This is a genomic window from Streptomyces sp. NPDC050315, assembly GCF_040655775.1.
Taxonomy (GTDB): Bacteria; Actinomycetota; Actinomycetes; order Streptomycetales; family Streptomycetaceae; genus Streptomyces.
In genome coordinates this window covers 90,675-112,985 of sequence record NZ_JBFAKN010000013.1, presented here as the reverse complement: position 1 = coordinate 112,985, position 22,311 = coordinate 90,675, and the positions used below count along the sequence as shown (strand labels likewise).

Below are 22,311 nucleotides of genomic sequence, written 5' to 3'. Positions count from 1 at the left end.
CAACGCAGCGACCACATCTATCAGACGGGGGGTGATCGCCGGGTATGTCCGGGCGTCGGACCCCTCGGAAGGGGGTTGTGAAAAAAGTTGTACGAAGTCGCGTAATGGTCCGGGAGCTACGGCCTCTATCCCTGTGCGGGCGATTTTCACGGGGTGCCCGCACCGGAACGTAGAGAGGCGTGACACATGCACACCGTGGTGGAACGAGAGCTGGAACTGGGTCTGGTGCTGTCGCCGGAGCGCAGCGTCGCGGTGCCGGCCCGGCTGACCTACCGTACCGACGACCCCTATGCCGTCCACGTCGCCTTCCACATCGGCTCCGACTCCCCCGTCAACTGGACGTTCGCCCGCGAGTTGCTCGTGGAAGGCGTCTTCCGGCCGTGCGGCCACGGGGACGTGCGGGTGTGGCCGACCAAGGTCGACGGGCGCAGCCTGGTCTGCATGGCGCTGAGTTCGCCGGACGGCGACGCGCTGCTGGAGGCGCCGGCCACCGCGGTCTCGGCTTGGCTGGAGCGCACGCTGCGGCTGGTGCCGCCGGGCACCGAGGAGGACCATCTCGGCATCGACAAAGGGCTGAGCGAGCTGCTGGCGCCGGCCGCGCGCGACGAGCTGTGGCTGCGCGACCCGTGGCCGTCGGACGAGTCGCCGGAGAGCGGCGCGTAGTACGTGCGGTTCCTCCCCGGTGTCCGAGCGACTCCGCCCGGCGTAGTGGAATGTTCAACCACTCCGGCGCGTTGCCGACACCATGACCGAGACGTACTACACCCACGGCTCCCCCGCCGAGCGCTGGGACCGTGCGGGCCTCTTCTTCGACGCCAAGGACTACACGACCGCGGCGCACATCCTCGAGGGCCTCGTCGCCGAAGTGCCCGAACTGGTCGCGCCGCGGCTGCTCCTCGCCCGTGCCTACTACCACTCCGCGCGGCTCTGGCGCGCGGAGGAGGAGCTGCGCGCGGTCCTGGAGCGGGACCCCGTCGAGAGCTACGCCCAGCTGATGCTCGGGCGCACGCTGCAGCGGCAGGGGCGGGATGCGGAGGCCGCGCGCTATCTGCGGGTTGCCGCGGCGATGTCGGGCGGCGATCCGGACATCGCCTGAGCGGCGGGGCGTGAGCCGCGCGGCCTCCCGCCGTTGGCGGTTGCGGCGGTGCCCCGGGTGCGGCGCCATCTCGGTTGCTCGCGCAGTTCCCCGCGCCCCTGAAGCGCCCTTCGGGCGCATCATCGGCCGCAGTACCGGGACTGCCTCACCCCCGGTACGTCTCCAGCAGTCGTAGCCACGCCTCGCTGATTGTTGGGTAGGCCGGGACTGCGTGCCAGAGGCGGGCAATCGGGACCTCGCCGGCCACCGCTACCGTCGCGGAGTGCAACAGCTCGCCGATGCCCGGGCCCACGAAGGTGGCGCCGAGCAGCACCTCGCGGTCCAGGTCGACGACCATGCGGGCGCGGCCGCGGTACCCGTCCGCGTACAGGCTCGCGCCCGCCACGCCGCCCAGGTCGACATCGACGCTGCGGACGCGGTGGCCCGCGCGCTCGGCCTCCTCCGCGGTCAGTCCGACCGAGGCCGCCTCGGGGTCGGTGAAGACCACCTGCGGGACGGCGGCGGTGTCGGCGGTCGCCGCGTGCGCGCCCCAGGGGTCGGTCTCCAGGAGCGGTACGCCCTGAGCGCGCGCCGCGATGGCCGCGCCCGCGATGCGGGCCTGGTACTTGCCCTGATGGGTGAGCAGGGCACGGTGGTTGACGTCCCCGACCCCGTACAGCCAGCCCCCGTCGACCGCCGTCACCCGGCAGCTGTCGTCCACCTCCAGCCAGCTGCCCGGCGTAAGGCCCACCGTCTCCAGGCCGAGATCGTCGGTGCGCGGCGCGCGCCCGGTGGCGAAGAGCACCTCGTCCGCCTCGATCCGGTCGCCGCCGCCGAGGGTGAGGGTGACCGGGCCGTCGGGGCCGGGCCGGTGCACCTCTTCGACGGAGGTGTCCCAGCGGATGTCGGCGCCGCCCTCCTTCAGGGCCTCGGCGACCAGCTCGCCCGCGAACGGCTCCATGCGGGCCAGCAGCGCGGAGCCCCGTACGAGCATCGTGACCCGGGAGCCCAGCGCCTGGAAGGCGGTCGCCATCTCCACGGCGACCACTCCGCCGCCGACCACCGCGAGCCGCTCCGGCACCGACTGCGCGCTGGTCGCCTCGCGGCTGGTCCAGGGCTTCGCGGTGTCCAGGCCCGGCAGGCCGGGGAGCGCCGCGCGGCTGCCCGTACAGACCACGACGGCGTGCCGGGCGGTGAGTTCGACGTCGCCGTCGACGATCACCCGTTTGGGCCCGGCCAGCCGTCCCCGGCCGCGCACCAGGTCGATGCCGGCCGAGTCCAGCCACTCGACCTGGCCGTCGTCCTTCCAGTGCGAGGTGAAGGCGTCGCGGTGGGCGAACACGGCGCGGGCGTCGAGCGGCCCGGCCACCGCGTCCTTCAGGCCGGGCACCCGGCGGGCGTCGGCGCGCGCGGTGACCGGCCGCAGCAGCGCCTTGGACGGCATGCACGCCCAGTACGAGCATTCGCCGCCGACCAGCTCGCTCTCCACGATGACGGCGCTCAGCCCCAGGGCGTGCGCGCGGTCGGCGACGTTCTCCCCGACCGGGCCCGCGCCCAGCACCACGACGTCGTACTCCCTGCTCTTCGCTGCGGGTTCTGCGGTCTGTGCCATCGGCGCTCTCGCTCCCTGCGTCGGGCTGTCCGGCGATGGACGGTCGTCGGGCCCATCCTCCGCCCGCGGGCCCGCCGGAGCCACAGGGCAACCGGCCGGTCAGAGCCTGTGTCTAAATCCTGGCCGGATCAGCGAACGTCGTCTGGTGCGTGCTATCGCAAGGCGCCGGAGCGTCCTCGTAGCGGAGCTACGTGGGCGGTTCGGCAACGCCGCGAGAGTGCGTGCCAGGCGGCGGGCGCCCGGCCAGGGGTTAGACACAGGCTCTCAGCGTATTCGCGCCTCGACCGCCTCCTTGGCCTCGGCCAGGCCCGCGCCCGTCAGCTGGCGGTACCGCTTGATCGCCTCGATCTTGCGGTCACGGCGGAGCAGCTCGTCGACCTCGGTCAGCTCGGGGCGGTCGTCGGCGATGCCGTGGTGCGCCAGGAGGAGGTCCAGGCGGCGCTCCGTCTCGCGCAGGCGGCGCTCCAGACGCTTCGTACGGCTGTCGGAGAGGCTGCTGAGCAGCAGAAGCACCACGACGACCAGCATCACCGACATCAATGCGTTGTCCATGGCAGGACTCTACGGGCCACCACTGACAACGGCGGCCCGCCCGGCCGTCCCCCGCCTCAGAAGACCTTCCCCGGGTTCAACAACCCGAGTGGATCGAAGACCTGCTTGATGCCGCGGTGCAACTCCAGGGAGACCGGCCCGAGTTCGCGGGCCAGCCAGTCCTTCTTCAGTATGCCGACGCCGTGTTCGCCGGTGATCGTGCCGCCCAGTTCCAGGCCGAGCCCCATGATCTCGTCGAAGGACTCGCGGGCCCGCCGGGACTCGTCGGGGTCGGCCGCGTCGAAGCAGACGGTGGGGTGGGTGTTGCCGTCGCCCGCGTGCGCGCAGACGCCGATGATGAGGTCGTACTTCTCGGCGATGGCGGCGCAGCCGTTGAGCAGGTCGGCGAGCTTGGAGCGGGGTACGCAGACGTCGTCGATCATCGTGGCCGTCTTCACCGCTTCGAGGGCGGTGAGGGTGAGCCGGCGGGCCTGCAGCAGCAGGTCGGACTCGGCGGCGGTCTCGGCGGGGACGACCTCGGTGGCGCCCGCGGCCTCGCACAGCGCGCCGACGGCGGCCAGGTCGGCGGACGGGTCCGGGCTGTCGAAGGCCGCGAGCAGCAGCGCCTCCGTGGAGTCCGGCAGGCCCATGTTGGCCATCGCGTTGACCGCGCGGATGCTCGTACGGTCCATCAGCTCCAGCAGCGAGGGGGCGTGGCCGCGGGCCATGATCTCGCAGACGGCCGCGCACGCGGCGTCCGTGGAGGGGAACTCGGCGGCGAGCGCGAGCTGTTGCGGCGGCTCGGGCCGCAGCGACAGGACGGCACGCACGACGACGCCGAGGCTGCCCTCGGAGCCGACGAAGAGCCGGGTGAGGTCGTAGCCCGCCACGCCCTTGGCGGTACGCCGGCCGGTCTGCAGCAGCCGGCCGTCGGCGAGTACGACGTCCAGGCCGAGCACGTACTCGGCGGTGACGCCGTACTTCACGCAGCACAGGCCGCCGGACGCGGTGCCGATGTTGCCGCCGATGGAGCACATCTCCCAGCTGGAGGGGTCCGGCGGGTAGTACAGGCCGTGCTCGTTCACCGCGCGGGAGAGGGTGGCGTTGATGACGCCGGGCTCGACGACCGCGATCCGGTCGACGGGGTTGATCTCCAGGATGCGGTCCATCTTGGTGAGGGAGAGGACGATGCAGCCGTCGGAGGCGTTGGCGGCGCCGGAGAGGCCGGTGCGGGAGCCCTGCGGGACGACGGGGACGCGCAGCGCGGTGGCGGTGCGCATGACGTGCTGGACCTGCTCGACGGTGCGCGGCAGGACGACGACGGCGGGGGTGCCGGCTTCGCAGAAGCTGGCCATGTCGTTGGCGTAGGAGCCGGTGACGTCGGGGTCGGTGAGGACCGCCTCTTCGGGGAGTCCGGCGCGCAGCTGTGCGATGAGGTCCATGGCGCCACCTTGGCATTCGTGTGGGCTACACGGAAGATCGCGGAGGGTGGTTTTCGCCGGGAATCCGGGGGCCGTTCCGGGCCCGGGCGAGACGCCCGGGCCCGGCATCGCGGCTTACAAATTCCCGCGCTTCTCCTGCTCGCGCTCGATCGCCTCGAAGAGCGCCTTGAAGTTGCCCTTGCCGAAGCCCATCGAGCCGTGCCGCTCGATCATCTCGAAGAAGACGGTCGGGCGGTCCTGGACCGGCTTGGTGAAGATCTGCAGCAGGTACCCGTCCTCGTCGCGGTCGACGAGGATCTTCAGCTCGCGCAGCGTCTCCACGGGGACGCGGGTCTCGCCCGCCCAGTCGCCGAGGGTGTCGTAGTACGAGTCGGGGGTGTCCAGGAACTCCACGCCGGCCGCGCGCATCGCGCGCACCGTGGCGACGATGTCGTTCGTGGCGAGCGCGATGTGCTGGACGCCGGCGCCGCCGTAGAACTCCAGGTACTCGTCGATCTGCGACTTCTTCTTCGCGATCGCGGGCTCGTTGATCGGGAACTTGACCTTGCGGGTGCCGTCCGCGACGACCTTGGACATCAGCGCGGAGTACTCGGTGGCGATGTCGTCGCCGACGAACTCCTTCATGTTCGTGAAGCCCATGACCTTGTTGTAGAAGGCCACCCACTCGTTCATCTTGCCGAGCTCGACGTTGCCGACGCAGTGGTCGATGGCCTGGAAGAACCGTTTCGCCGGGGGCTCGACGATCGGGTTGGCCGCGACGAAGCCCGGGAGATACGGGCCGTCGTAGCCGGAGCGCTCGACCAGGGTGTGCCGGGTCCTGCCGTACGTCGCGATGACCGCGCGCACGACCGTGCCGTGCTCGTCCTTGGCCTCGTACGGCTCCTCGATGCCGCGCGCGCCGTGCTCGACGGCGTAGGCGTACGCGGCGCGGGCGTCGGGGACCTCGATGGCCAGGTCGATCACGCCGTCGCCGTGCGCGGCGACGTGGTCGGCGAGGAAGCGGCCCCACTCGGTCGAGGGCTTGATGACGGAGGTGAAGACGAAGCGGGCGCCGCCGGACTCCAGGACGTAGGAGGCGGTCTCGCGGCTGCCGTTCTCCGGGCCGGAGTACGCGACGCGCTTCATGCCGAAGGCCGTGGAGTAGTAGTGCGCGGCCTGCTTGGCGTTGCCGACGGCGAAGACGACGGCGTCCATCCCCTTCACCGGGAAGGGGTCCGCCTGCGCTGCCGTACCGGGTGAATGATCGATGGTCTCAGTCATGGCGGCAGATTCCCTCCGAACCACAAGGTGCGCAACAGTTTGCGTTTCGTCTGCGCATATTGATCAGCGACTGGGCAGTACTCTCGGGCGATCTGTACAGCATGACCACTCGAAGGGGCTCTATGGCGATCGATCATCTGGACGGCCGGCTCATCGAACTGCTCGCGGAGGAGCCGCGGATCGGCGTACTGGAGGCATCGCGGCGGCTCGGCGTCGCGCGCGGCACGGTGCAGGCGCGACTGGACCGGCTGCAGTCCAATGGAGTGATCCGCGGCTTCGGCCCCGATGTGGATCCGGCGGCACTGGGCTATCCGGTGACCGCTTTTGCCACCTTGGAGATCAAACAGGGCCAAGGCGCGGACGTTCGTAATCATTTGGCAACCGTCCCTGAGGTCCTTGAGCTGCATACAACGACTGGACATGGGGACATGCTCTGCAGATTGGTTGCACGTTCCAACGCCGATCTGCAACGTGTCATCGACCGGGTTGTCGGCTTTGATGGCATCATGCGTGCCTCGACCGCGATTGTTATGGAAAATCCGGTCCGGCTGCGCATCATCCCCCTGGTGCAACAGGCGTCGGGGGACTGACCGAGGAGACGCCGAGTGAGCTTCTGGGAGTACGTCGCCGGCCGGCACACCCAGCTGCTGATCGACACGTATCAGCACGCCAGCGCGGTGTTCCAGTGCATGGTCCTCGCCACCCTCATCGGGGTGCTCATCGGCGTCCTCACCTACCGCAGCGAGTGGGTGGGCAACCTCGCCACCACCGCGACCGCCACGATCCTGACCATTCCCTCGCTGGCCATGATCGGCCTGCTCATCCCCATCGTCGGCCTGGGCGTCGCGCCCACGGTCGTCGCCCTCACCCTCTACGGGCTGCTGCCGATCGTCCGTAACGCCGTCGTCGGCCTGCGCGGGGTGGACCCCACGCTGGTCGACGCGGCGAAGGGCATCGGCATGTCCCGGGCCGCCCGGCTGTTCAAGGTCGAACTGCCGCTCGCCTGGCCGCCCATCCTTACCGGCATCCGGGTCGCCACCCAGATGCTGATGGGCATCGCCGCGATCGCCGCGTTCGCCTCCGGCCCCGGCCTCGGCAACGAGATCTTCCGCGGCATCGCCTCCCTGGGCAGCGCCAACGCGCTGAACCAGGTCCTCGCGGGGACCCTCGGCATCGTGGTACTCGCGCTCCTCTTCGACGCCGTTTACGTCCTCATCGGACGCCTGACCATCCCCAGGGGGATCCGTGCCTGAGCAGACCACAACGGGCGCCGCCATCCAGCTGGAAGACCTCACCAAGCGCTATCCGGGCAGCGCGGTCCCGGCGGTGGACGACGTCACCATGGACATCAAGGCCGGCGAGATCGTGATCCTCGTCGGGCCGTCCGGGTGCGGCAAGTCCACCACCCTGAAGATGATCAACCGGCTGATCGAGCCCACCTCGGGCCGCATCAAGATCGGCGACGAGGACGTCACCGACATGGACCCGGTCAAGCTGCGCCGCAAGGTCGGCTACGCGATCCAGTCCTCCGGCCTCTTCCCGCACATGACGGTGGCCCAGAACATCGCACTCGTACCGAAGATGATCGGCTGGTCCCGGGCGAAGATCAAGAACCGGGTCGAGGAGATGCTGGACCTGGTCGGCCTGGACCCCCGCGAGTTCCACGGCCGCTACCCGCGCCAGCTCTCCGGCGGCCAGCAGCAGCGCGTCGGCGTGGCCCGCGCGCTCGCCGCCGACCCGCCCGTACTCCTGATGGACGAGCCGTTCGGCGCGGTCGACCCGATCACCCGCGACCATCTCCAGGACGAGCTGATCCGGCTCCAGCACGAGCTGCACAAGACGATCGTCTTCGTCACCCACGACTTCGACGAGGCCATCAAGCTCGGCGACCGGATCGCCGTACTGCGCGAGCGCTCGCACATCGCCCAGTTCGACACCCCCGAGGCCATCCTCACCAACCCCACCGACGACTTCGTGTCCGGCTTCGTGGGCGCGGGCGCGGCCCTGAAGCGCCTGAACCTCACCCGCGTCCGCGACGTGGAGATCGTCGACTTCCCCACCGCCACCATCGAGGACCCGCTGCAGTCCATCTTCGACAAGCTGCGCGACGGCGCCAGCAACGAACTGCTGCTGCTGGACCGGCACAACCGGCCGTACAAATGGCTGCGCCGCGGCGACCTCACGCTGGCCAAGGGATCGCTCGCGCGGGCCGGCACGCTGGTGCACGACACGGTCACCCGGGACGCCACGCTGCGGGACGCGCTGGAAGCGGTACTCACCGACAACGCGGGCCGGGTCGCGGTCACCGGGCGGCGCGGCGAGTACACCGGCGTCGTCGACATGGAGACGCTGATGAGCAATGTGCACGAGCTGCTGGACGCCGACCGGCTGGACGCCATCGAGCACCGGCACCAGCTGGAGGAGCAGCGCGCCCACCAGACCCACCGGGAGCAGGAGGGCACCGACAGCGCCCACGGAGCCTCGGCATGAGCCCGCGCGCGGAGCGGACGCCGCGGGAGGACCGGCCGCCGGGCGAGCACGAGGTGCAGGGGCTGGCCTTCCGGGACGAGGTGCGCGGCGGCGAGCGCGAGGAGGAGCCGCCGGCGCCGCCGACCCAGGAGCAGCGCCGGATCACCTGGCAGAAGGCGACCTTCCTGCCGTTCGTCCTGCTGGCCGCGCTGCTCGCCACCTGGCTGTGGTTCCGCGGCGCGCATCTGGACTCCATCGCCCACCAGGCCGTCGACGACGGCAAGGTGTGGATGGCGCTGCGTCAGCACATCTGGCTGACCGCGGTCTCCACCTTCTTCGTACTGATCATCGCGATTCCGCTGGGCATCGCGCTGACCCGGGCGAAGCTGCGGAGGGCGACCCCGGCGGCGATGGCGCTGGCCAACCTCGGCCAGGCGGTCCCGGCCCTCGGTCTGCTGGTGCTGCTGGTCATCTGGCTCGGCGTCGGTCCCAAGGCCGCGATCATCGGCATGATCATCTATGCCGTGCTGCCCGTACTGGCCAACACCATCGCCGGGCTCCAGGCCATCGACCCCACCCTCACCGAGGCGGCCCGGGGCGTCGGCATGTCGCCGCTGGGCGTGCTCACCAAGGTCGAACTGCCGCTGGCGGTCCCGCTGATCCTGGCCGGCATCCGCAACGCGCTGGTACTGAACGTCGGCACCGCCACCCTCGCCACGTTCGGCGGCGGCGGGGGCCTGGGCGACCTGATCTCTGCGGGGATCGTCACCCAGCGCATGCCGGTGCTGGTCCTGGGTTCCGTACTGACCATTGCGCTGGCTCTGCTGGTCGACTGGCTGGCATCGCTCGCCGAACTGCTGATGCGGCCGCGCGGCCTGGAGGGGACGACCTGATGGGGAACCGGCGTACGTACCGGAGCACCGCCCTCGCGGCGGCCGGGACGCTCCTCGCGACGCTCGCGCTGGGCGGCTGCGGCCTGGTCAGCGGCAGCCCGATGACGGACGAGGTCAAGCCCGGCAAGGATGCGGGCTACCAGGGGCAGCCGCTGAAGGGCGCGCAGCTGACGGTGACCTCGAAGGAGTTCACCGAGCAGATCGTGCTCGGCCAGATCATGGGCCTGGCGCTGCAGGCGGCCGGCGCCACGGTCGTGGACAAGACCAACATCCAGGGCTCGATCGGCGCCCGCGAGGCGGTGACCTCCGGCACGGCCGACGGCAGTTACGAGTACACCGGTACGAGCTGGATCACCTACCTCGGCCACACCGAGCCCATCCCCGACGAGCGCAAGCAGTGGGAGGCCGTGAAGGCCGCCGACAAGAAGAAGAACCTGGTCTGGCTGCCGTACTCGGAGCTGAACAACACCTACGCGCTGGCGCTGCTGCCCTCCGACCAGAAGAAGTACGGCGTCTCGAACCTCTCGGACCTGGCCGGGCTGTTGAAGCGGGACCCGGACGCGGTCACGCTGTGCGTGGAGAACGAGTTCGCGACCCGTAACGACGGGCTGCCCGGCATGGTCAAGAAGTACGGCCTGAAGATCCCGCCGGGGAATGTGAAGCGGATGTCGGCCGGGGTCATCTACACGCAGGTCAAGAAGGGCGGCACCTGCACCTTCGGCGAGGTCTACACGACCGATGGGCGCATCCAGGCGATGGGCCTGAAGACGCTCGCGGACGACAAGCACTTCTTCCCGAACTACAACGTGGCGCCGCAGATGTACGCGCCGACGATGAAGAAGTACCCGGCCATCGCCGAGGTGCTCAATCCGATCACCAAGGCGCTGAACAACAAGACGGCGCAGCGGCTCAACGGCAAGGTCGACGTGGCCGGCGAGGACCCGCACGAGGTCGCCAAGGACTGGCTGGTGGAGGAAGGGTTCATCAAGGAGGGGACGGGCTGAGCGCCTCCCGGCAACCGGGGCCCCCGGTCAGCAGCTGGGGACCCGGCCGCCGGAGTTCAGCGCCTTCAGGTCGTCCACCGCGCCGGTCAGCGTGGTGACCGGGATCAGCCGCATGTCCTTCGGGAGGTTGGCGCGGGCGTCGGAGCACTCCTCGCGCGGCACGAGGAAGTACTTCGCGCCCTCGCGGTGCGCGGCTTGCGTCTTCAGCGCCACGCCGCCGACCGGGCCGACCTTGCCGTCGGCGGTGATCGTGCCGGTACCGGCGATGGACCGGCCGCCGGTCAGGTCGTGGCCCGCGCCGTCCCCGTCGATCGTGTCGATGATCCCCAGCGTGAACATCAGGCCGGCGCTGGGGCCGCCCACGTCCGCCAGCTTCAGGTCGACCCGTACGTCCTTCGGGGAGCGGTGCAGATAGCGCAGGGCCGCCTCGACCGCGTCGTCCTGCGACTGCTTCATCTGCGCGGCGTTGTGCTCGGCGACCTCTTCGGTGCTGTCGCCGACCGGGTAGACCGCGTCGCGCGGCATCACGGCCTCGTCGCGCCGGAACCAGCCCTTGAGCACGTCCGTCACGCGCGCCGAGGCCTCCGGGCCGGTGGCGACGATGGCCGTCATCCGCAGCTCGCCGCTGGTCTTCCGGGCCTTGGCGCCGTGCACGGTGATGACCGGCTCGCCCTTGTGCTTGCCGAGCACGTTCGCGGCCGGCCCCGGGTAAGCGATCGAGAACGGCAGCGGTACGAAGGCGGCGACGGCGAGGAGCGCGAGGACGAGGGCGGAGCAGACCGCCAGGGCGCGGGTGCGAGGAGACACCCCGCCACCCTAGATGACCACCGTCACCGCAGTGCCTCCGCCACCTCCTTGGCCGCCTCCACGACACGGGCGCCGACCCGCTCCGGTACGGCGTCGGCGAGGAGCACCACGCCGACGCTGCCCTCGATGCCGCTCACCCCGAGCAGCGGCGCAGCGGCGCCGCTCGCGCCGGCCTCCAGCTCACCATGGGTCAGCGCGAGCCCGTCGCCTTCCGTGCAGCCCTGCCGGGCGGCCAGGATGGCCCGGCCCGCGGCCCCGCGGTCCAGCGGGTGCCGGAATCCGGCGCGGTACGCCACGTGGTAATCCGTCCAGGTCGGCTCGACGACGGCGACGGCCAGCGCCTCCATGCCGTCGACGAGCGTGAGGTGGGCCGTGGCACCGAGGTCCTCGGCCAGCGAGCGCAGCGCGGGCAGCGCGGCCTCGCGGACCAGGGGGTGCACCTGGCGGCCCAGGCGCAGTACGCCCAGCCCCACCCTTGCCCGCCCGCCGATGTCGCGGCGGACCAGCGCGTGCTGTTCCAGGGTGGCCAGCAGCCGGTAGACGACGGTCCTGTTGACGCCGAGCTTGTTGGAGAGCTCGGTGACGGTCAGGCCGTGATCGGTATCGGCGAGCAGCTTGAGGACACGCAGTCCTCGGTCGAGCGTCTGGGAGGTCTCCGCTGTCACGACGCCCCCTCCTCGGGTGAGTGTGGCGGCTCCAGGGGGAGGTCGCGCTGCCGGTCCCACGGCAGCGCTGACGAGGCCGCCGGTTCGGCACCGGCTGCGCTCCGCGGCGGCGCTGCCACGGGGCGTGTTCGTGACCGGGACAGTAGCGATCCAGTCCGGTCAGCGGAAGAGTCCGTCCAGAATCCGGGCTCAGCTGACCGCTCTATCCCGATTGGTCCCGCCGTGGCGGCACGGGGTGCCGGGCGCGTGGCCGGTCCGCGCGCCCGGTACCGGAGGCGTCACCGCATCCGCGTGGCCCACTCCTGGACCTTCTTGATCCGCTCGCGGATCTGCCCGGCGGTGGCCTCCGCGCTCGGCGGTCCGCCGCACACCCGGCGCAGCTCGTTGTGGATCACCCCGTGCGGCTTGCCGCTCTGGTGCACGTACGCGCTGACCAGCGTGTTCAGCTGCTTCCGCAGCTCCAGCAGCTCCTTGTGGGTGACCACGGGGCGCCGCTCGGCCGGCAGCTCCAGCAGGTCCGCCTCCTCGGCGGGCCGCTTCTTGCTGTGCGCGATCTGCCGGGCCTGCCGCTTCTGCAGCAGCATCTGCACCTGGTCCGGCTCCAGCAGCCCGGGGATGCCGAGGTAGTCCTGCTCCTCTTCACTTCCCGCGTGCGCCTGCATGCCGAATTCGGCGCTGTTGTAGAGCACCCGGTCGAAGACCGCGTCGGACTCCAGCGCCTCGAAGGAGAACTGCTCCTGCTCGCCGGTGTCCTCGTCCTGCTCCTTGTTCGCCTCGTCCATCTCCTTCTCGGACTCGGCGTACGGGTCTTCCTCGCTGTCCTTCTTCGGCTTGTCGAGCACGTGGTCGCGCTCGACCTCCATCTCGTTCGCGAAGCCGAGCAGCATGGGCACGGTCGGCAGGAAGACCGAGGCCGTCTCGCCGCGCCGCCGCGACCGTACGAAACGGCCCACGGCCTGCGCGAAGAACAGCGGCGTGGAGATCGTCGTGGCGTACACGCCGACCGCGAGCCGCGGCACGTCGACGCCCTCCGACACCATCCGGACCGCGACCATCCACCGGTCGTCCGACTGCGAGAAGTCGTCGATGCGCTTCGAGGCGCCGGTGTCGTCGGAGAGGACCAGCGTCGCCTTGTTCCCCGTTATCTCCCGGATCAGCTTCGCGTACGCGCGCGCCTGCTCCTGGTCGGACGCGATGACGAGCGCGCCCGCGTCCGGGATGGACTTCCGTACCTCCGTCAGCCGCTGGTCGGCCGCGCGCAGCACGTTCGGCATCCACTCGCCGCGCGGGTCCAGCGCGGTGCGCCAGGCCTGCGAGACGGCGTCCTTGGTCATCGGCTCGCCCAGCCGCGCCGCGATCTCGTCACCGGCCTTGGTCCGCCAGCGCATGTTGCCGCTGTAGGACATGAAGATGACGGGCCGGACGACGCCGTCGGCCAGCGCGTTCCCGTAGCCGTACGTGTAATCCGCCGAGCTGCGCCGGATGCCGTCGTTCCCCTCTTCGTAGGTCACGAAGGGGATCGGGTTGGTGTCCGAACGGAAGGGCGTACCGGTCAGGGCCAGCCGCCGGGTCGCCGGCTCGAAGGCCTCCTGGCACGCCTCGCCCCACGACCGGGAGTCACCGGCGTGGTGGATCTCGTCAAGGATCACCAGCGTCTTGCGCTGCTCGACGCGGTTGCGGTGCAGCATCGGCCGGACGCCCACACCCGCGTACGTCACCGCGACACCGTGGTACTCGCGGCTCAGCGGCCCGGCGCTGTACTCGGGGTCCAGCTTGATGCCCAGCCGGGCGGCCGCCTCCGCCCACTGCTTCTTCAGGTGCTCGGTGGGCGCCACCACGGTCACCTGCTGCACGACGTGGTGGTGCAGCAGCCACGAGGCGAGGGTGAGCGCGAAGGTGGTCTTGCCCGCGCCCGGGGTCGCGACCGCGAGGAAGTCCCGCGGCTGGGTCTCGATGTACTTGTCCATCGCACCCTGCTGCCAGGCGCGCAGCTTGTTCGCGGTACCCCAGGGGGCCCGTCCCGGGAAGGCCGGGGACAGGTGCTGGTTGTTCATGGCGCTGGTGGTAGTACTCACGGTCTCCGTCGGCTGGCTCGGCGATCGGCAACCGCGTCAGCGTACCGGTGAGATCCGGGCGGCAACGGATTTCCGGCCGGGGGTCGGAGCGGGTGCGACCCAGCTCACACCCGACTCACCCCGCTCGCCCGTCCGTCGGTACGGGCCGCAGCCGGGTCGCCACGTATGCGCCGACCAGCGCGACCAGGGACATCGCGGCGAAGACGGCGGCGAAGGCGGCCGGGTGCGCGGCGCTGGACGCACCGGCGTGCGCGCCGGGTTGAGCGGTGGCGACCGCGCCGCCGCCGAAGGCGATGAAGAGGATGCCGCTGATGCCGACGAAGGTGATGTTGCCCAGCGCGTCGGACACCTGGAGCGAGGCGGAATTGCGGCCCGCGTCCTCGGGGCGCGACAGCTTGAGCAGCAGCACACTGCCGCTGGAGATCGTCAGCCCCATCCCGAACCCGGCGATGATCCAGGCGCCCGCCACGACGGCGGCCGGGACGGCCTCGACGAGCGCCAGCGGTACGAGGGCGACCGCCAGCGCCATCAGCAGCATCCCGAGGCACATCAGCCGCTCACGGTACGGCTCCAGCCGCGGGCGGCTCTGTGTGTACGAGCCGAGCGCCCAGGTCAGCCCGCCGCCGGTGAGCGAGAGCCCGGCCAGCGTCGGGCTCAGCCCCCGCTGGGTCACCAGCATCAGCGGCACAAAGCTCTCCGCGGCGAGCAGCGCACCGGCCGCGAGCCCGCGGATCAGGACGACGGACGGCAGCCCGCGCGCGGCCCGGAACGTGCCTTTGGGGAGCAGCCGCAGCACCGACGGTACGAGCAGCGCCAGCCCGGCGGCAGCGGGCAGCAGGGCGAGCGGCCGCAGGTCCTGCCCCGCGTACTGCAGCAGCCCGGCACCGGCGGCCACGGCGAGCGCGAGCAGGATGCGCCGACGGTCGAGCGGCGCCGGGTCGTTCGCGTCCCGGGGCAGCTTGCGCAGCGCCGGCAGCATGACGGCGAGCGGCAGCAGCACCAGTACGGGTATGGAGAGGAAGACCCAGCGCCAGCCGAGGTGCTCGGTGACCGTCCCCGAGACGACAGGGCCGACGATCACCGGCAGCACCCAGGCCGCCGAGAACGACGCGAGCACGGCCGGCCGCAGCCGCTCCGGATACGCCCGGCTCACGACCACGTACAACGCGACGATCACCAGCCCGCCGCCCAGCCCCTGCACCGCGCGCCCCGCGACGAACGTCCACATCGTCGGCGCGGCACCCGCCAGCACCAGCCCGCCCCCGAAGGTGAAGATGCCGCTGAACAGCGGCGCGAGCGGCCCGTTCCGGTCGCACCACGCCCCCGACAACGCCATCGAGAACAGACTGGCCGTGAAGTACGCGGAGAAGGCGAACGCGTACAGCCCGATCCCGTCCAGCGCCCGCGCGGCCACCGGCATCGCCGTGTTCACGGCACTCGCCTCGAACGCGATCAGCGAGACGACGGAGATGATGCCGAGGGTGAGGGCCCGGTGGGTACGGCCGAGGACGCCGCCCTCGACGTTCGCCGGACCCGGTACGGGTGCGGGCACGGGTACGGGCTGTCCCTCGGCATCCGGGACGGCGACATCGGCGACATCACTGTCGCGCGGATCGGCGGTGGTCATCCCGCCACAGTAAGGCCCGCGAACGGGCTACACCCCTGTCGTTCGCCCTGTCATTCGTCCGAACTCCGGCTCCGTCGCCGGACCTACGACACGCCACGCCGGTACGGGATGCCCGATCCGGCGCGCTGCCGCACACTGCCTTCCATGCCTCACTACCGCTCGTACGACGGCAGCGAACTGCACTACCGCGTGCTCGGCCCGGCGGAGTCCGAGTCCGGACTCCCGCCGCTGGTCTGCCTGGCCGGCGGCCCCGCCCGCGATGCCGAATACCTCGGCGACCTGGGCGGCCTCGACGCCGCCCGGCAGCTGATCGTCCCGGACAGCCGCGGCACCGGCGACTCCCCGCCCGCCGAGGACCCCGACTCGTACGCCTTCCCCCGCCTCGCCGAGGACCTGGAGGCACTCCGCGCCCACCTGGGCCTCGAACGCTTCGCCCTCCTCGCGCACAGCGCGGCCGCTGCCACCGCGCAGGCGTACGCCGCCACCCACCCCGACCGCCTGACCCGCCTCGTCCTGGTCTGCCCCGGCTCCCGCCTCCAGGGCGAACTCCCCGACGACGCCCGCGAGATCTTCGAGTCCCGCGCCCACGAGGACTGGTGGCCGGACGCCTCCGTCGCCGTCCAGCGCCTCGCGGAGACCGGCGACATGGACGAGGTACGCGGCCTCCTCCAACGGGCCGCCCCCATGGCGTACGGCCAGTGGGACGCCCCGCAACGCGCCCACGCCGCCACCGAGCCCGCCCAGCTCAACCCGGTCCCCCGCGCCGGCTTCTGGCAGTCCATCGACGACCGCACCCGCGAAGCCGTGCTGACGGCCCTCCACGACGTCCCCTGCCCCGTCCTGGTCATCACCGGCGACCGCGACGCCCTCTCCGGCATGCGCGCCGGCGAACTGGTGGCCGCCTCCTTCCCCCACGCCCACCTCCGCCCCCTCCACCTGACGGGCCACTACCCCTGGGTCGACGACCCGCCCCACTTCCGCACCCTGCTCGAAACCTTCCTCCGCACCGGCGAACCCCCCACCACATGAACACCGTGTTGCCTCGCATTGCCCCGCGTTACCCCCCATGACGACCACATGGCACCCGCCCCCGAACCCTTGCCCCCTCCCCCGCCCCCCGGCCTACAGTCAAGACATCGCTCCACCTTGGCCGTGTGCCCGAGTGGCTCAGGGGCTCGCCTGCAAAGCGAGTTACGCGGGTTCAATTCCCGCCACGGCCTCCGTACGGACGGACCGCCCATTCACGGTGTCCGACCCACTGCCCGTGTCCGCTGGTCTGTTCAGCGGACACGGGCAGACATGTTTTCCGGCTCCGCACGGTACTCACTGGCTGACGGATCAAGGGCGGCCGGAAGGAATGTGCGATGGGTGAGACGTATGGGCCTGGTGGGTCCAGTAGTGACGCCGTTGAGGGTGTTGACGAAGAAGATCTGGAGAGGCCGGAGAAGGATCGGCGGGAGGTGGAGGTGGCGCAGGAGGCCATTGGGGAGGATCCGCGGCATCCGCACCATCCGGCGGCACAGGAGGACGCCGAGGACGACGCTGAGGGCGGTTAGGCGCTCCGCGTCGTCCTCGGGGCCAGGGCTGCGGGGTCAGGTCAGGGGGGTCAGGGCTGCGGCCTGGGGGCGGATGGGGAGGCGGCCTATGGGGCGGCCGGTGGCGGCGCGGACGGCGGAGGCCACCGCGGCCGGGGCGGCGACCACGGGGGCCGCGGAGACCGGCTTGGCGCCGAAGGGGGCGACCACGTCCCGTTCCTCGACGAGCTTGACGATGCGGATGTCGGGGGCGTCGAGGGAGGTCGGGAGGGGGTAGCCCGTCAGGTCGGGGTGGCGGACCAGGCCGCGGGTGGTGCGGAGGTTCTCCATCAGGGCCGCGCCCAGGCCCTGCGTGACGCCCGCTTCGATGCGCGCGCGGAGCTGGGCGGGGTTCAGTACCCGGCCGACGTCCTGGGCGACGGACATCTCGACGACGCGGATGGTGCCGAGCTCGATGTCGACGTCGGCGACGCAGCGGATCGCGCAGAAGGCGAGGCCGACGAACGCGTCACCCTGGCCGGTCTCGTCCAGCGGCTCGGTCGGATGCGGGCGGCACTGGGCCGTGGCCCACAGTTCCTTGCCGTTCAGCGCCTCGGCGACGGTGGTGCTCAGTACGCCGTCGTACGAGGTGATCTTGCCGTCGGTGATCTGGAGCAGCTCGGTGGACATGCCGAACTTGTGAGCGAGGGGCTGGAGGAGCTGGGTGCGGACCATCTTGGCCGCGCGTTCCACGGCCCCGCCCGAGACCCACGTATGACGGCTGTGGCAGGCCGCGCCGGCCGGGGGCTGGTCGGTGTCGACGGCCGCGACGTGCACCTCTTCGACGCCCAGGGTCTCCTGGACGATCTGACGGGCGAGCGTGGAGAAGCCCGAACTGGTCTCCACCGCAGCACAGATGACGGTCGCCACCGAGCCGTTGACCTTGACCGTGGCCGTGGAGACCTCGTCCGCGCCCTCCGCGCCGAGCATGTGGACCATGCCGACGCCGTACCCGACGCCACGGCGCACCGCGGACGGGTCGCCCGCGCCCTCCGGACCGCCCGGCAGCAGCCACTCCTCCTGCGGCGCGTCCTTCGGCAGGTCGGGCAGCGGCGCCTCCTGTACGGCGCGCAGCAGTTCGGCGACCGGGGCCGGGCAGGTGACCGTCTGGGACGTGGGGAGGATGTCGCCGGTGGCCATGGCGTTGCGGAGGCGGATCTCGGCCGGTTCCAGGCCGAGCTTGGCCGCCAGCTTGTCCATCTGGCCCTCGTACGCGGCACACACCTGCATCGCGCCCTCGCCGCGCAGATGCCCTGCGGGCGGGTTGTTCGTACGGACCGCCCAGCCCTCCACGAAGGCGTGCGGCACGACGTACGGGCCGCAGGCGAAGGAGACCGCGGCGGCCAGCGCGTCGGCCGAGGTGTCGGCGTACGCGCCCGCGTCCATCAGGATCTGCGCCTCGACCTTCACCAACGTGCCCTCGGAGTCGGCGTGGTGCCGGTAACGGAGGATGGTCGGGTGCCGGTGGGCGTGCGAGAGGAAGGACTCCTCGCGGGTGGCGGCGAGCTTGACCGGGCAGCCGGTACGGAGCGCCAGGAGGCCCAGCGGGAGCTGGATGCCGGGGTCCTCGCGGTCGGCGGTGGCGCCGGGCACGCCCGTCACCACGACCTTGACCTTGTCCTGCGGCAGCCCGAAGCACGCGGCGGCGAGGTCGCGGTCGGCGTGCGGGTCGGTGGCGGCGGTGTAGATCTCCACGCCGCCGTCGGGGCGCGGCACTGCCAGCCCGGCCTCGGCACCGATGGGCGCCGGGTCCTGGCGGCCGATCCGGTACAGCCCCTCGACGACGACGTCACCGGCCGCCTCCGGGTCGCCGAAGCGCAGCGGGATGTGCCGTACGAGGTTGCCGTCCGGGTGCAACGGCTCGGCCTCGAAAGCGAGTTGGGGGTCGGTGACCGGCTCCAGCACTTCGTACTCGACGGCGATGGCGGCGGCCGCGAGCCGGGCCGTGTCAGGGTGGTCGGCGGCGATCGCGGCGATCGGCTCGCCGTGGTGGCGCACCTCGTCCTTGGCGAAGACCGGCCGGTCGGGGGTGCCGCGCCCGTGCCCGGCGTCCCCGGGGACGTCCTCGTGCGTGACGACGGCCCGTACGCCGGGCATCTCGGCGGCCTGCTTGGTGTCGATCGACAGGATGCGGGCGCGGGGGTGCGGGGACCGCAGGATCGCGGCCCACAGCAGGCCCTCGGCCCACAGGTCGGCCGCGTACGGGAAGGTGCCCTGGGTCTTGGCGGGCGCGTCGGCGGACGGCAGCGAGACGCCCAGGCCGTGCGGCAGCGGCTCGGCCTCGGCGGCCGGGGCACTGCCGGAGGCGGGGCTGACGGTGACGGAGCCGGCGCCCTCGTGCGTGCCGGTCATGCGCGGCCTCCCGATTGCGGGTCGGCCCCCGGGCCCTGGGGGTTCGGGTGGTGGGGGTGGTCTGGCTGGTGGGGCGAGTGGGGGTCCGGGTCCCCCAAGTCCTCGATCAGTGCCTCCCGGCCGTACGAGTCGTGCTCGGAGGCGAGGGCGTCCCGGCCGTACGAGTCGTCATGGCCGTACGAGTCCTGGTGCCCGGCGAGGGCGTCCTGGCCGTAGGAACCGTGCTCGGAGGCGAGGGCGTCGCGACCGTACGAGTCGTGGCCGGCGTACGGGTCACCGTTGTAGGCGGGATCGGCGTACGGGTCGGGGGCCGCGGTGCCGTAGGGGTCCTGGGCGGCGGTGTGCGGGTCGCTGCCGTAGGGGTCGGCGGTGTACTCGGGGGCGTACTCAGGGGCGGTGTACTGCTCGGGGCCGGGCGCGCCGCCCTCGGGGTACGTGCCGTCGGAGTAGGCGCCCTCGGAGTACTGGCCGTCGGAGTACTGGCCGTCGGAATACTGGCTCGCGGGGTCCGTGTGGCCGTAGGGCGGCTCGGCGGCGTGCGGTTCCCCCGCGTACGCCGCCGGGTCCGCCGGGCCTGCCTGGTGCGGGATGCGGGCGGCCGGTTCGTGCTGATCCTGCACCTGGTCCGGAGCCTGGTCGTGGCCCTGCGCCTGGTCGTGTTCCTGATCGTGGTCGTCGGCGGCGGCCTGGGCGGCCTCGGTACGGGAACGGGCGACCTCCTGCACGGCGTCCAGGACGCCGCGGTACCCGGAGCAGCGGCAGAGGTTGCCGCACAGGGCCTGGCGGGCCTGCAGCTCGGTGGGGGCGTGGTTGCCCTCCAGGAGGTCGTGCACGGTCATGGCCATGCCCGGTACGCAGAAGCCGCACTGCACCGCACCGGAGGCGGCGAGCGCACGCTGCACATCGGACGGTGCGCCGTCCTTGGCCAGGCCCTCGACCGTACGGACCTCGCTGCCGGCCGTGGTCGCGCCGGGCACCAGGCAGGACGCCACGAGGCGGCCGTCGACCTGTACGGAGCAGGCCCCGCACTCGCCCTGGGAGCAGCCGTCCTTGGCCCCCGCGAGGCCGAGCCGCTCGCGCAGCACGTAGAGCAGGGACTCGCCGATCCAGGCGTCCGTGACGGGGCGGTCGACGCCGTTCACGGTGAGGACGTACGAAGCACGGGGGTGTTCGAGGTCGGCGTGCGGGGCGGGGTCGACGGGCGCGGCAGCGGGCGCGGATTCCGCGGTTTCCGCGGGCTCTTCGGAGGAGGCCTCGGGCTCCTTGGGCTCCTTGGGCTCTTCGGGTGTTACGAGCTCCTCGGGCTGCTCCTCGGGCTGCTCCTCGGGCTGCTCCTCGGGCTTCTCGAGCTCCTCCGACTCCTTGGGGCCGTCGGACTGCTCGGGGGCCTCGGACGAGGTGATCTCGGTGGGCGCCTCTTCCGGCTCCTCGGAAGCGGGGGCCTCCGGGGCCGCCACTGCCTCGGGGGCCGCCGCCGCTTCGGGAGCCGCGGGCACGTCGGCGTCGGCGTCGACCTCGGCGTCCTCCGCCGGGGAGACGGGCTCGGCGGGTTCCGCCGGCGCCTCGACCTCAGCCACGGTCTCGGTCTCGGTCTCGGTCTCGACCGCAGCCTCGACCTCGGCCTCGGCAGCAGGTGCTGTCTCCTCCGAGACACTCGCCTCCTCGGGATCACCCACCTCAGCAACCTGCGGCTCTTCAGCAGCCGCCGACCCAGCCGCAGCCTCGGTCACAGCCTCGGCCCCCGGCTCGGCAACCGGCGCAGCCTCCGCCTGCGGCAACGGCTTCGGCCTCGTGCCGGAGACCAGGGCGTCGGCCAGCGCGATGCCGTCCGCGATGCCACCGCCACCCGGCGTGCTGAACAGGCTCTGGTACGACGGGGGTTGAGTGCTCTGGCCGGGGCTCGGCCACTGCTCGCCCTGGACCGGGGGGACTCCGTGGCCCGTGGAACCCGGGTGCGGGGCGTGCAGGTCGCCGGGCAGCGGCCACTGCACACCGGCACCGGGCGCACTCGGCGCGGCGGGATGCGGCCCCACGTGGTACGGACCGACGTGCTGCGGAAGCATCTCCCCCGCGCCGCCGGCCTCGGCACCGCCGTCGGCGTTGAAGTTCCAGTGACCGGTGGCCTCCGGGCCGACGCCGGCCCCGGGCTGCTGAGCCGGAGGAGACTGCTGCGCCTGATCGCCTTCGTACACCGGGTAACCGCCGTGCGGCCCCTGACGGTCGTCGCCGACCAGGTACTCGCCGGACTCCTCCAGCACCTCGTCACCGGCGGTGGGGATCGTCCACCGGCCCGCTCCGTCCGCGCCCGCGACCGGCCACTCCACGGTGTCCGGCCCGTCGCTGTCCTTGTCCGCGGCACCACCGTGCTCCGCGCCACCACCGTGGCCCGCGGCACCGCCGTGCCCCGCGGGGCCACCGTGCTCGGCGCCGCCGTACGGCATCGCCGCCGGCGCGTCCGCCGCCGGGTCCATGAACGGCATGGTCCACTGGCCGGTCGACGCGGGGTCCATGCTCGCGCCGGCCGTCGGCGCCGCGTCGTACGGCGAGGCCCCCGCACCAGTACCCACACCCGCGACACCCGAAGTGTCCGGCGGAATGTAGCCGTGGCCAGGAGCCGCGAGCGGATCGGCGCCTGCCTCGCCCTCCGGGCCCACGCCCGCGCCGTACGCGTCACCGGCCACGCCGGCAGCAGGCGCGCCCTGCGTCCCGTAGATGGCTGCGCCGTACGCGCCGGGGGCGTAGCCGCCCGCGCCGTAGGCACCCGACCCGTACGCCCCGTTCAGCCCGTACGTCTCCAGGTCGTCGGGCAGCTGGACGAAGGCCGTGGCCTCCTGGTCGTACTCGCCCTGCGGCAGCGGCTCCCAGCCCTGTCCGTGCTGGGGCTGACGCGGGGTGTCCCCGTCACTCATGCGCCGGCCTCGCTTC

At 71.9% G+C, this 22,311-nt stretch carries 19 protein-coding genes and 1 tRNA gene; 10 read left to right on the top strand and 10 right to left on the bottom strand.

The genetic code is table 11. From position 1 onward, the window contains the following. Positions 1–186 precede the first annotated feature (186 nt). Both AB0I82_RS34425 and AB0I82_RS34420 read left to right on the top strand, forming a co-directional pair. Entirely contained in the window at positions 187–663 is a 477-nt protein-coding gene (locus tag AB0I82_RS34425; RefSeq protein ID WP_363261415.1) for an SsgA family sporulation/cell division regulator, read from the top strand. Positions 664–745: 82 nt separating this feature from the next. Next, positions 746–1,096: a tetratricopeptide repeat protein gene (locus AB0I82_RS34420; RefSeq protein ID WP_363261414.1), complete on the top strand. Its 351-nt coding sequence runs from the start codon at positions 746–748 to the stop codon at positions 1,094–1,096. Between the two features lie 145 nt (positions 1,097–1,241). Here the strand turns inward: AB0I82_RS34420 and AB0I82_RS34415 are convergent, their stop codons facing one another. From AB0I82_RS34415 to hppD, 4 genes are all read right to left on the bottom strand, one after another. Next, positions 1,242–2,687 (bottom strand): NAD(P)/FAD-dependent oxidoreductase, encoded by a 1,446-nt coding sequence (locus AB0I82_RS34415; RefSeq protein WP_363261413.1) that lies wholly within the window; start codon positions 2,685–2,687, stop codon positions 1,242–1,244. A 264-nt stretch (positions 2,688–2,951) separates the two neighbouring features. Next, the gene (locus tag AB0I82_RS34410) at positions 2,952–3,239 is read right to left on the bottom strand and encodes a ribosomal protein L7/L12 (RefSeq protein WP_363261412.1); all 288 of its coding nucleotides are present in this window, start codon (positions 3,237–3,239) and stop codon (positions 2,952–2,954) included. Positions 3,240–3,295: 56 nt separating this feature from the next. Beyond that, positions 3,296–4,660 (bottom strand): FAD-linked oxidase C-terminal domain-containing protein, encoded by a 1,365-nt coding sequence (locus AB0I82_RS34405; RefSeq protein WP_363261411.1) that lies wholly within the window; start codon positions 4,658–4,660, stop codon positions 3,296–3,298. A 114-nt stretch (positions 4,661–4,774) separates the two neighbouring features. Next, the gene (hppD, locus tag AB0I82_RS34400; RefSeq protein ID WP_363261410.1) at positions 4,775–5,920 is read right to left on the bottom strand and encodes a 4-hydroxyphenylpyruvate dioxygenase; all 1,146 of its coding nucleotides are present in this window, start codon (positions 5,918–5,920) and stop codon (positions 4,775–4,777) included. A gap of 122 nt (positions 5,921–6,042) precedes the next feature. On the opposite strand from hppD, the gene AB0I82_RS34395 reads away from it, so the two are divergent. Genes AB0I82_RS34395 through AB0I82_RS34375 form a run of 5 tightly spaced genes read left to right on the top strand, consistent with a single transcriptional unit; the run spans position 6,043 to position 10,286 of the window. Next, positions 6,043–6,510 (top strand): Lrp/AsnC family transcriptional regulator, encoded by a 468-nt coding sequence (locus AB0I82_RS34395; protein WP_351599185.1) that lies wholly within the window; start codon positions 6,043–6,045, stop codon positions 6,508–6,510. A gap of 15 nt (positions 6,511–6,525) precedes the next feature. Continuing rightward, positions 6,526–7,173, top strand: a complete 648-nt coding sequence (locus tag AB0I82_RS34390) for an ABC transporter permease (protein ID WP_363261409.1) — start codon at positions 6,526–6,528, stop codon at positions 7,171–7,173. Continuing rightward, a complete protein-coding gene (locus tag AB0I82_RS34385) occupies positions 7,166–8,410 on the top strand; it encodes a betaine/proline/choline family ABC transporter ATP-binding protein (RefSeq protein ID WP_363261408.1) in 1,245 nt (414 codons plus the stop codon). The genes AB0I82_RS34390 and AB0I82_RS34385 overlap by 8 nt, the downstream gene beginning before the upstream one ends. Then, entirely contained in the window at positions 8,407–9,282 is an 876-nt protein-coding gene (locus AB0I82_RS34380) for an ABC transporter permease (protein ID WP_363261407.1), read from the top strand. The genes AB0I82_RS34385 and AB0I82_RS34380 overlap by 4 nt, the downstream gene beginning before the upstream one ends. Next, positions 9,282–10,286, top strand: a complete 1,005-nt coding sequence (locus AB0I82_RS34375) for a glycine betaine ABC transporter substrate-binding protein (RefSeq protein ID WP_363261405.1) — start codon at positions 9,282–9,284, stop codon at positions 10,284–10,286. The genes AB0I82_RS34380 and AB0I82_RS34375 overlap by 1 nt, the downstream gene beginning before the upstream one ends. A 27-nt stretch (positions 10,287–10,313) precedes the next feature. On the opposite strand, the gene AB0I82_RS34370 is transcribed toward AB0I82_RS34375, so the two are convergent. The 4 genes from AB0I82_RS34370 to AB0I82_RS34355 all read right to left on the bottom strand — a co-directional run bounded on the left by AB0I82_RS34370 (position 10,314) and on the right by AB0I82_RS34355 (position 15,460). Continuing rightward, a complete protein-coding gene (locus AB0I82_RS34370) occupies positions 10,314–11,093 on the bottom strand; it encodes a S16 family serine protease (RefSeq protein ID WP_363261404.1) in 780 nt (259 codons plus the stop codon). A 23-nt stretch (positions 11,094–11,116) separates the two neighbouring features. Continuing rightward, positions 11,117–11,758 carry a helix-turn-helix domain-containing protein gene (locus tag AB0I82_RS34365; protein WP_223732512.1) on the bottom strand — a complete coding sequence of 214 codons (642 nt, stop codon included), beginning with the start codon at positions 11,756–11,758 and terminating at the stop codon, positions 11,117–11,119. Positions 11,759–12,036: 278 nt separating this feature from the next. Then, positions 12,037–13,812, bottom strand: coding sequence for a DEAD/DEAH box helicase (locus AB0I82_RS34360; protein WP_363261453.1), 1,776 nt, complete (start codon positions 13,810–13,812; stop codon positions 12,037–12,039). A gap of 136 nt (positions 13,813–13,948) precedes the next feature. Next, entirely contained in the window at positions 13,949–15,460 is a 1,512-nt protein-coding gene (locus AB0I82_RS34355) for an MFS transporter (RefSeq protein WP_363261403.1), read from the bottom strand. Positions 15,461–15,604: 144 nt separating this feature from the next. On the opposite strand from AB0I82_RS34355, the gene AB0I82_RS34350 reads away from it, so the two are divergent. From AB0I82_RS34350 to AB0I82_RS34340, 3 genes are all read left to right on the top strand, one after another. Further along, the gene (locus tag AB0I82_RS34350; RefSeq protein WP_363261402.1) at positions 15,605–16,489 is read left to right on the top strand and encodes an alpha/beta hydrolase; all 885 of its coding nucleotides are present in this window, start codon (positions 15,605–15,607) and stop codon (positions 16,487–16,489) included. 119 nt (positions 16,490–16,608) lie between these two features. Beyond that, positions 16,609–16,680: transfer RNA gene (locus AB0I82_RS34345), tRNA-Cys, on the top strand. Positions 16,681–16,824: 144 nt separating this feature from the next. Continuing rightward, positions 16,825–17,016 carry a hypothetical protein gene (locus tag AB0I82_RS34340; protein ID WP_363261401.1) on the top strand — a complete coding sequence of 64 codons (192 nt, stop codon included), beginning with the start codon at positions 16,825–16,827 and terminating at the stop codon, positions 17,014–17,016. 36 nt (positions 17,017–17,052) lie between these two features. Here AB0I82_RS34340 and AB0I82_RS34335 read toward each other — a convergent pair whose 3' ends face one another. After that, the gene (locus AB0I82_RS34335) at positions 17,053–19,386 is read right to left on the bottom strand and encodes a xanthine dehydrogenase family protein molybdopterin-binding subunit (protein ID WP_363261400.1); all 2,334 of its coding nucleotides are present in this window, start codon (positions 19,384–19,386) and stop codon (positions 17,053–17,055) included. Continuing rightward, positions 19,383–22,295: a 2Fe-2S iron-sulfur cluster-binding protein gene (locus tag AB0I82_RS34330; RefSeq protein ID WP_363261399.1), complete on the bottom strand. Its 2,913-nt coding sequence runs from the start codon at positions 22,293–22,295 to the stop codon at positions 19,383–19,385. Before AB0I82_RS34330 ends, AB0I82_RS34335 begins: the two co-directional genes overlap by 4 nt. Between the last annotated feature and the right edge of the window lie 16 nt (positions 22,296–22,311).